Source organism: Rahnella sp. ChDrAdgB13 (assembly GCF_017655185.1).
Taxonomy (GTDB): Bacteria; Pseudomonadota; Gammaproteobacteria; order Enterobacterales; family Enterobacteriaceae; genus Rahnella; species Rahnella contaminans.
In genome coordinates this window covers 1-9,036 of record NZ_JAEMGT010000130.1, presented here as the reverse complement: position 1 = coordinate 9,036, position 9,036 = coordinate 1, and the positions used below count along the sequence as shown (strand labels likewise).

At 46.7% G+C, this 9,036-nt stretch carries 8 protein-coding genes; 5 read left to right on the top strand and 3 right to left on the bottom strand.

What is annotated here, in order from left to right; all coding sequences use genetic code 11:
• Positions 1–399 precede the first annotated feature (399 nt).
• On the top strand, positions 400–873 hold the full coding sequence (locus tag J8X26_RS24515; protein ID WP_208952243.1) for a single-stranded DNA-binding protein: 474 nt from the start codon (positions 400–402) through the stop codon (positions 871–873).
• A gap of 252 nt (positions 874–1,125) precedes the next feature.
• Here J8X26_RS24515 and J8X26_RS24510 read toward each other — a convergent pair whose 3' ends face one another.
• From J8X26_RS24510 to J8X26_RS24500, 3 genes are read right to left on the bottom strand one after another with little or no spacing between them, the layout of a single operon-like run.
• Positions 1,126–1,710, bottom strand: coding sequence for a hypothetical protein (locus J8X26_RS24510; RefSeq protein ID WP_208952242.1), 585 nt, complete (start codon positions 1,708–1,710; stop codon positions 1,126–1,128).
• 7 nt (positions 1,711–1,717) lie between these two features.
• The gene (stbB, locus tag J8X26_RS24505; protein ID WP_208952241.1) at positions 1,718–2,419 is read right to left on the bottom strand and encodes a StbB family protein; all 702 of its coding nucleotides are present in this window, start codon (positions 2,417–2,419) and stop codon (positions 1,718–1,720) included.
• 2 nt (positions 2,420–2,421) lie between these two features.
• Complete coding sequence (locus J8X26_RS24500) at positions 2,422–2,883, bottom strand: hypothetical protein (protein ID WP_208952240.1); 462 nt, start codon at positions 2,881–2,883, stop codon at positions 2,422–2,424.
• Between the two features lie 292 nt (positions 2,884–3,175).
• On the opposite strand from J8X26_RS24500, the gene mobC reads away from it, so the two are divergent.
• From mobC to J8X26_RS24480, 4 genes are all read left to right on the top strand, one after another.
• The gene (gene mobC, locus J8X26_RS24495) at positions 3,176–3,523 is read left to right on the top strand and encodes a plasmid mobilization relaxosome protein MobC (protein ID WP_208952239.1); all 348 of its coding nucleotides are present in this window, start codon (positions 3,176–3,178) and stop codon (positions 3,521–3,523) included.
• Complete coding sequence (locus J8X26_RS24490; RefSeq protein ID WP_208952238.1) at positions 3,507–6,812, top strand: LPD7 domain-containing protein; 3,306 nt, start codon at positions 3,507–3,509, stop codon at positions 6,810–6,812. The genes mobC and J8X26_RS24490 overlap by 17 nt, the downstream gene beginning before the upstream one ends.
• 68 nt (positions 6,813–6,880) lie before the next feature.
• Positions 6,881–7,090: a hemolysin expression modulator Hha gene (hha, locus tag J8X26_RS24485; protein WP_374101306.1), complete on the top strand. Its 210-nt coding sequence runs from the start codon at positions 6,881–6,883 to the stop codon at positions 7,088–7,090.
• Positions 7,091–8,513: 1,423 nt separating this feature from the next.
• The gene (locus tag J8X26_RS24480) at positions 8,514–8,780 is read left to right on the top strand and encodes a replication regulatory protein RepA (protein WP_208952236.1); all 267 of its coding nucleotides are present in this window, start codon (positions 8,514–8,516) and stop codon (positions 8,778–8,780) included.
• Positions 8,781–9,036 lie beyond the last annotated feature (256 nt).

The window sequence follows — 9,036 nt, the reverse complement described above, 5'->3', positions numbered from 1 at the left end:
TGCCCATATCCTTTTTGATTTAACACGTTATCGGAGTATGGGCATTTACACAATTTTCAGTACAGTCTCGATGTTTCCCACTCTTTTGAATTCGGCCAGGACAAAAACCAGGTGAATGATTCAGGTTCTGTGTGTCAGTAGCCTGATTGAGCATCTGCGCCCTTACGCTTCCTCGCCCCGACTGTTCGTTCCTCGCTTCGCTGCGGTACGCCTCAGTCGGTTCTGCGGCGAGCGTCGGGTGTTTTTAAATGAATGATTCTTTTAATTAATGAGCGACTTCCTGCGTCCGATTTGTCAAATCAGCGTCGCTATTCGTCATATCCGTAATACCCTGCCGCAATTGAGCGGTTCACAGCAATAATGGCCATACCGTCAGGTGTGATCATTGAGGAGGTTTACATGTCTTCACGCGGAGTAAATAAAGTCATTTTGGTGGGCAATCTTGGTCAGGATCCGGAAGTGCGCTACATGCCTAACGGCGGTGCTGTGGCCAATATGACCCTGGCAACGTCCGAAAGCTGGCGTGATAAAGCCACCGGCGAGCAGAAAGAGAAAACGGAATGGCACCGCGTTGTGCTGTTCGGCAAGCTGGCAGAAGTGGCCGGTGAATACCTGAAAAAGGGTTCACAGGTTTATATCGAAGGTGCACTGCACACCCGTAAATGGACCGATCAGGCTGGAGTTGAAAAATACACTACCGAAGTTGTTGTAAACGTGGGGGGCACCATGCAGATGCTTGGCGGGCGCACCGGTGGCGCATCAGCAGCAGGCGGCCAGCAAGGCGGCAACCAGTTCAGCGGTGGCCAGCAAGCTCAGCCAGCCGCGCAAAACAACGAACCGCCAATGGATTTTGACGACGGGATCCCGTTCTAACGTTGACTCAGGATGCCCGAAGGGCATGGGAGGCGCGAAAAAAAGCCACATAGAGTGTTGGCTTTAATCGCGCCGATACCCCTAACTAAGGGCATAAAAGATGCACGTTAGTGCGCCTGCGCCCCCTGCCAAGCGCTTTTGAGGCAGCGGCCAGTCAGCGGTAACGGAGTAAGACGGTCGGAGACGAAAGGACGATGAAGCGGGGATAATGGGGGAAACACAGGCCTGCGCTGCGCTTCCCCTTTGTGATAACTACTCGAGTGTGAATTTTTTGCGGTACTCGGGAGGCAGTGTCTGGATAACTTTCTGCTGTTCCTCGTAAGTCTTGTAGATTCTTATAGCATCTTTATACAGCTCAGCATTTTGCTGATACATATTCCAGCCGAAAAAACCGCAGACAATGACAGCGGCCATGACCGCCGCTGACAAAGTGAATAATGGCCAAAGTGGTGTTTCGGGACGTAATGCATCCGGATAACTAAGCAGCGATTTCCGGATATTGTTTGCTACCTCCTGTGTTTTTGCCAACTCAGTAGATAAACCGATCAGAACTTCACGGCGTATAGCTTCGATTTCTGTATCTTTAATCGCCTGCATAGCTGTCCGAGCTTCCTGACTAAGGTTAGATACTGTTTTTTCCGCCTCTTCTATAGTGTCAGCAATATCTTTGAGGCTTTCATTAATACTCTTTGGTATTTGGTGGGCCGATTGAGATATCAGATTTAATTCAACCGAAAGTTTTTCTGACAGACCCTGTATTTGTTTTTCAACTAAAATATAGTCCTGATGAATTAGTGAAAGCGCATGATCACGTAACTCTGACTCCATTTTACTCATAATAACCTCAGCCTAGGTTAAGTTTAGTAAATGCACTATCAAGCTCTTCATTCACACCCGTAGCAAGCCTTTTCAATGCGCGGTCAGTTGAAAGTTGGTCAATTTCTTTGATGTCTGTTGATTGACGCATTAATGTACGGAAATCTCGTTCGTCGGAAAGAACAGATGTCAGGGGTTTACCTATATCATGAAGGTGAGTAAAAAGTTCTGTGTTATTAATTATCGGGAAGTCTTTAATTTTAAGTGATTTGAAGGTTTTGTTCTCAAAAACACCTGAAAACTGTTTTTCAAATGATTTATCAGAGTCAACCATATTAAATATAACGCGAATTCGCGATGGTTCAACGTCAAGATCAAGGAGCGTTTCAATGGTGACGAGTGAATCCATCTGTTGTTTGTTCTGTGGTGTAATAGGGACGATAAAGTAGTCGAAATCTTCCTGGCTACCTTTAAAAGTTGTCATTTTTTTAAAAAAGGTTTCAATGTTGGATGAACCAACGTCAACAATTGCGCAGGGTGAGGAATCGATCATTCTTGATATTTCAATAAAGTCGTTTGCGCTGACTTTTTCGTCAAGAGTGCCATCAGTATTAATAGTTTCAACTTTAATAACGCGTGATTCTGGCAGGCGAGGCTGTAAAAGAGCGTTGCAAATTGTAGATTTACCCACGTTACCAGAATTGTTCAGTACGGCGATCTTCATAAACATAATTATTTACCCTTTTTCAAAGTTATCTGTGTTAATCGGTTGCGTATCGCAGTGTCATTCGGCTCATTCCATGAAGAAACCTCTTCTGGTGAAAAGCCATTTTCTTCAAGGTCATTAATAAGTCGTTGAGTGCGAACGTTGATGTTATGCCATTCAGAAAGACTGCTTTTAATCTGATTGGAAGAAGCCTGACTACTTTTGACCGCATCACTCACTGTTAAATTGGTTTTCGGTATTGATATCTTTCTTTCTTCTGTAATTCTGACGTTTTCGATTACGTCAGAAAAGTATTTGCGAACGTAGCGGTTAAACTGGGACAAGCTGAGGGGAAAGTCTTCCCGCTCTGAAAGCCATGCATAAATCTGTGTATTGGTCATGCCACTTTTCAACTGAGACTGAATTTCATCTGAATGCTTGATGAATTCAGTCCGGCCGTTACGTGGTTTAGAACGCCAGTCAGTCATTCACTCTATCTCACCTCGCAATAATTTAACGTGTGAATGCATATTAGTGCGCATCAGTGCGTCAGTCAATTTATTTATGCGCATTAGTGCGTTTTAGTGCTTTTTATGTGGTTTTTAGTGCGTATCAGTGCTTTGTAGTGCGTTGTGGTGATGTGTCGATTTTGAACTAAGGCACGTTCCCGACTGTATACAAATTGCTGCGCAATTCTGTATCCCGTCGACGCGCCAAAGGGGAAACCCCTTTGAAACCCCGCTGCGCTGGCTGAAACTCCGTTGGTTAATGAGGCATGTTATGGCTGTTAAAAAGAGCAAAGACCGGGTGCTTTCTTTTCGCGTATCTGAAGAGGAAGCGCGGGAGTTTGAGCAAAAACTTGCCGTTTCCGGGATGAGTAAATCTAGTTACTTCAGGGAGGTTTTCATTAACCAGAAGGCCGAAATAAAAGTGACGATTAAGGACCTGCAAACGGTGATTTTTTATTTCAATAAGGCAAGCAATAACCTTAACCAGTTAGCGCACCAGGTTAACTCAGCGCACTTTTCGCAGAAAGTATCAGAAAGGATTTATTTGCGGTTCCTGAATGTATTATCGGATATACGCTCGCTTCTTCTAAAAGGAGTCAACGATGCTGATAAGAGTTAGTGGGTATAATTCGGGTGTTAAAGAGTATCTTGAGGAAGGTGTTAAAAATGGTAGGGAATTCACACGTGAAGAACTCGATGAGCGGTTGATACTTTATGGTGACTTAGATTTAACTGAAAAGGTTTATCAGTCCATTCCTGATAGAGGTCAGAACCGCTATACAACGTTTACACTTTCATTTAAAGAAGATGAAATTTCAGAAGCGGATCTTCAGAACATAACTCGAGAAATGCGTGAGTTTATTGTGTATGCCTATGAAGGCGTAGAGTATAATTTCTATGCTGAGGCCCATATTCCAAAAATTAAAACTGTTTACGATAAAAGAACCGGGGTAAAAATTGAGCGCAAACCCCATATTCATATTTTCATTCCGAAAATAAATCTTCTTTCGGGTAGGGTTTCTGATGTAATAGGTGTCCCTGAGTCCACAGAAAAGTACCTTGAGGCTTTTCAGGAGTACATTAACCAGAAATACTCTTTGGCATCACCGCGTGAACATGTACGAGTGGATCCTTACAATTACTCAGATGTCCTTTCACGCTATAAAGGTGATGATTTTCGTGGGCGACATCGTGAGTTTAAACAGTCTCTTATTAAAGAAATCATTAACAGCAATATTCAATCAAGAGATGGGTTCTATTCACTTGTGGGGAATTATGGTGAAACACGCATCCGTAATGCTGGTAAAGATAATGAATATATTGCTGTGAAACTTGAAGGTGACCGGAAATTCACCAATCTGAAAGAAACGATATTCAGCGACAGTTTTATTGTGGAAAGGAAACTTGTCAGACCGCCACTGGCTAAACATGTTATCGCGGAACGTTTGAGTGAATGGCCCATGCGGGCAAAAGAAATTAAATACATCGTACCGGCATCAAAAAAATTCCGGCACGACTATTACCAAAATTCAGACCCGGTACAGAAGTTAGAGATCCTTTCAGAACAACAGTTCGCATTCTACGAAAAGTTCGGAGGCAGTAATGAATTACACCCTACCCAGTGGGAGAGAAGTGACGAGCGAAGTGCTGCTGAAAATCGTGAAGGAGGACATGCCAGCGCTTCCCATGGCGTGCAAGATTTGTCCGGCGGCATTATGGCAGCTGACGGGAAAGCCGGACGCGCCGGAAGCGCGGTGTTTTTGCCGGGTAATGCACGTATTCACCTGGAGCCGCCAGCAGCAGGAGGAGATCCTCGATTGCGATCTGGTTTACCTCTCGGAAGAGCGGGACGAGGAAAAGCAGGCGGCGAAGAAGGCGAAACAGACAGAGAAGCAGGAACGTCAGCAGAGGAAGGAGGAGGAGAACACCGCACTGGAACAACGCCAGAGGAACCGGGAAGTTCAACGCCAGGCGAAAGAAGCCCGCGAAGACCGCATCCGGGAGGAACGGAAGGTGGAACAAAGCACCCGGAAAGAGGAGAAAGCACGGGAAGCCGCGGAGAAAGCAGAACGAGCGCGTATCCGGGAAGTGAAGAAACAGCAGAAAACGAATTCGAAGAAAACACCGGAAGCGGACTCTACCCCGGCGATACCGGAAGCCGGGAAGCCGACCGCTATGCCTTCATTCCAGAATTGGGCAGTGCAGACGCCGCCAGACAACGCCGAGGAGGGGCCAGAGCAGACAGACTAGGATCTGGCATACCGGTGTATGCGCGTCATGGTCTCAGGGTGCCCGATATCAGCGCCGTCGAGAAAAATACCACACGGTTGTTCAGTGACACGCTGATTACGCCTTCACCGCGTTCCGCGCGGGTGCGGCTAATCAGGCGCGTGATGCCCAAAACGCCCAAGAATGCTTCATACCTGGCGGCCAGTCTGCAACGCAGGCAGGAACAGAGTGCGTTAACGGGCGATCAGCGACGTGCGCTCTACCAGGTAGACAAGAAATACTTCGAAACCCGCAGGCTCATTCTCAGTGACAGCCGCCTGTCGGTTAAGGACAAAACCCAGCTGCTGGCCGTTCTGACGTTTGAACGATTTAAAGCACATCAGCAGATAACCCAGCCCCAGGGGCTGACAACGCAGGAGAATGATACGATGGGAAGTAAAAATATTCGTAAAAACATCCGTAAAGAACATACCTGGCGCAATACCATCAGCCGCCCGGAAGAAAATGAACCCGAAGCCAAAGGGGCTAAACAACGCTTCGCGAAGATGAGTCAGGAGATGGAGGAAAATCTTGGCGAACGCAGCATCAGGGAAAAGGTGCGGATTATTACTGCCGCCGACCTGTATACCCGAAAGGCACGGCTCAGCAATAATATCCACTATCTCGATAAGTCTAACGACAAGACGTTGTTTGTCGATACCGGTAACTCCATTGCTGTCAGTAAAAATGGCCTGAGTGAGTCGTCTGTTGCCGTCGCACTGGAGCTGGCAAAGGAAAAATTCGGTAGTACGTTAACGGTGAAAGGCACAGAGGCGTTTAAAAATACGGCCATTGAGGTTGTTGCGCAGAAGGGGCTGGATATTCATTTCACTGACAAAGAAATGAACCGTCGTCTGGCTGAGCGTAAACAGGAACTGGCGATTGAACGTGACGGTCAGAATATCAGTACAGGCCTCTCGCCTCAGCCCATTCCTACTTCCGCAGAAGGGTTCCGCGAAGCGTTTGCCACCCTGGAGAAGGGCTATCAGGCAATACTTGCCGGCGCTCAGGAAAGAACGGGTGCTGAGTCAGAAAAACAGTTTAATGAGGCTCGGCAGACCCGTAAGGAACTTACTCTGGCTTATCTGGAATTGCCAGACAGCGATCCGGTGAACGGACCGGATAAGGTCTGTCGTGAGCTTGAAACGGAAATACATGAAATGCTTGAGAATGTGACACCTGAGCAGCGTGATAGCGCCCAGGAAAACGCCCAGCCGCAAGCGCCTGAGCAGGCCAGTAAATCGGTGACCCATGAGGGGGTGTTGCTTGAGCACGGCAATGCGCCTTACAACTTCAATCCAGATATGTCCAAGCCAGAGAATGAACGGGACGACAGCTATTACGTCAAATTACAGCGACCTGACGGTAGTGAAAAAGTTATCTGGGGTGTCACTCTGGAACAGGCCGTGCAGGGGCTGAACTTGGGTGAACGGGTCGGCCTGACCAATCTGGGCAAAGAAAAGGTTGAGTGGGATCAAAAGTTGGCGAACGGTCAGACAGAGCACCGAAGCGGCGAACGCGTGGCATGGGAAGGTAAACCCCTCGACCGCGAGGTGGATAACGAGGTGCCTCCGCAACATGAAAATAAACAGGGAAACCATGCGGCAGAAGCCGAATATGATGGACCATCCGTTGACTGAAATTAGTGATATGTAAACTAAGCTGACCAGCTCAGCTGGTCAGCTTTAAGACTAAAGAGGATTTTTATTTGCCTACAACTAAACATGATTGGCTAATGAAGTTGCGGCGGTGCCGGACCAGGGAAACCCTGGAAAAAGTGATTGAACATACGCGTCACAAACTCACTGATATTGAACTGGAAGCCTTTAATTCGGCAGTTGACCACCGGCTGGCCGAAATCACCATGAACCGCCTCTACGACAAAGTGCCTGCCTCTGTCTGGCAGTTTGTCCGCTAACAGAGAGAAATATTCGGCCGCCACGTTCTTGGCTAATCAGGGGGTAGATGTGCGTCCCCGACATTCAGCAAACCCGCATTCAACAGAGGTTCCCCAATGGCATATTGCTATCTTGGGGTTCTACGCCGGAACCGCCGAAATTTCCGTCATTCGGAATGATGTGACTGGCTAGGCGTAAGGATTCGTTCGTAAATGTGTAAGATCATCCTGCAAGCCCCGTCAATCTTGAGGTTGTGCGTTTGACAGGGTTCCGACTAAAGCGATATCACTTAGCTTAGGGGTATGAAGCCCAACCGTACGAGATAGTACGCTAAGTGAATTTTTTGAGCAGATTGGCCGAGTAAGGAAAACGAGGGTTTTGTTTACTCTCCCCGTTGATACCAGTAGCCATGCGGTTTCAGGCATTTTCAGTGTTAATAAACGCGGTAATCAAATCAACGTTAACCTGCCCGACTACGCTACGATTTTATAGAATTAAAATCATATGGTTACATTCTTAACGTACGTTTCCGTACGGTTGGGCTTCAGGCCCCTATAATGGATCTTCCCTCGGTATCTAGAAAAGGATATTCACTATGCAACGGTATGTAGTGCTGCCATTTGTAGCTTTGTTATTGACTGGATGTGCCGATAATGAAACTTTCGGGACCACGCCTCCTACGGGGCCGACTCACAGGGTGATGCCTGATTTAAATCAGGGTGCCAGCCCGGACCAGCGTCGGGCTATCATGGCCGGCGAAAGGCCTGATTGGTCTGATAATTATCCAATGCCGAGGATCCCCAAGAAGTAACAAAAAAGTGGTTCTTAGCCGGAACCCTGGATTTTTCCGCTCCCCAGGAACCACGGGCTTTGTCACGTAAACGGGGTCAGTTTGGATATAGAGAATTATTGTACGGTTAGCCCGTTTTTTGAACAGGCTTACCTATAGCAATAGGGTGTACTCCCGAGCTATAAGGCGTTTTCAGGGGATTTGACCTTAATCAGATAACCTAAATGCGACACCACAAAGACGACAACTTAAAAACGATAGCCGTTGACGCAAAATCAATCTTTTACGCATCGAGATTGGTTAAATAATACGCATAACGTACAAAAATTTCCGATCTCCAAACTGACCCCTAAACGACCGGTTGAGTGACAATCATTAAACGCCAATTTTGACCTTAAAATCTGTCACATAACCCGTAATTTATTCAACATCATATAAATCAGTCAGCTTTTAGCTTTGGTTACGGAATTTTCTGGGATTCCGGCGTAGAACCCCAATCACAATCGGTCCGCCACCTCAAACTAATCCTCTTTTGCATTTTTGCCAGATGTCCCGCGCCAACGGGGTGTGAAAATGCTATTTATGCTGCTGAGTTACGTAAATTGTAGTAGGCTTTCTCAAGTGATCCTATTTTGATCTTTGGGGAGGCAGAAATGTCACACATCGAAAATGCAGTTACTTCCTCATCGAAAGCTAAACGGCCATACAGAAAAGGTAGTCCATTGTCTCCAATTGAGAGGCAACAGGCTCTGATTGCGCGTAGAAAGGAAACTCACAAAGAGATCCGTGTATACGTCCAGAATGGTTTAAAAAATGACCTCCAGAGGCTGTGCAAGGCTGAAGGTGTCACTCAATCTGAAATGATTGAAACTTTGATTAAGACCGCGAGTGAGCGGTTGGATGAACGCGTTAAGGATTAACTTTCTTGAGTGTTTTAAGATCCAATGCTAGATTACTGATCAAGTAAGAATTTTTGGTTGGCCGCGCCGTAAGGTGGCAGGGAATGGGTCTTGATTACAGACCCATAAAAGCAAAAACCCCGAATATCTTCATCACTTTGGCGGGCGAGTAAGATAACCGGGGCTCACTAAAACTGTATAGAGTTTGTTGCTCTATGCAGGGAGTATAGATTTATGCCTTTTAAAGGTCAACTCCTCCGGCGCAACATAAGTGCTG

What these genes read in the sequence shown, in the direction of transcription:
- J8X26_RS24515 (WP_208952243.1), top strand. Translation starts at nt 400, where the DNA reads ATGTCTTCACGCGGAGTAAATAAAGTCATTTTGGTGGGCAATCTTGGT.
- J8X26_RS24510 (WP_208952242.1), bottom strand. Translation starts at nt 1,710, where the DNA reads ATGAGTAAAATGGAGTCAGAGTTACGTGATCATGCGCTTTCACTAATT.
- stbB (WP_208952241.1), bottom strand. Translation starts at nt 2,419, where the DNA reads ATGTTTATGAAGATCGCCGTACTGAACAATTCTGGTAACGTGGGTAAA.
- J8X26_RS24500 (WP_208952240.1), bottom strand. Translation starts at nt 2,883, where the DNA reads ATGACTGACTGGCGTTCTAAACCACGTAACGGCCGGACTGAATTCATC.
- mobC (WP_208952239.1), top strand. Translation starts at nt 3,176, where the DNA reads ATGGCTGTTAAAAAGAGCAAAGACCGGGTGCTTTCTTTTCGCGTATCT.
- J8X26_RS24490 (WP_208952238.1), top strand. Translation starts at nt 3,507, where the DNA reads ATGCTGATAAGAGTTAGTGGGTATAATTCGGGTGTTAAAGAGTATCTT.
- J8X26_RS24480 (WP_208952236.1), top strand. Translation starts at nt 8,514, where the DNA reads ATGTCACACATCGAAAATGCAGTTACTTCCTCATCGAAAGCTAAACGG.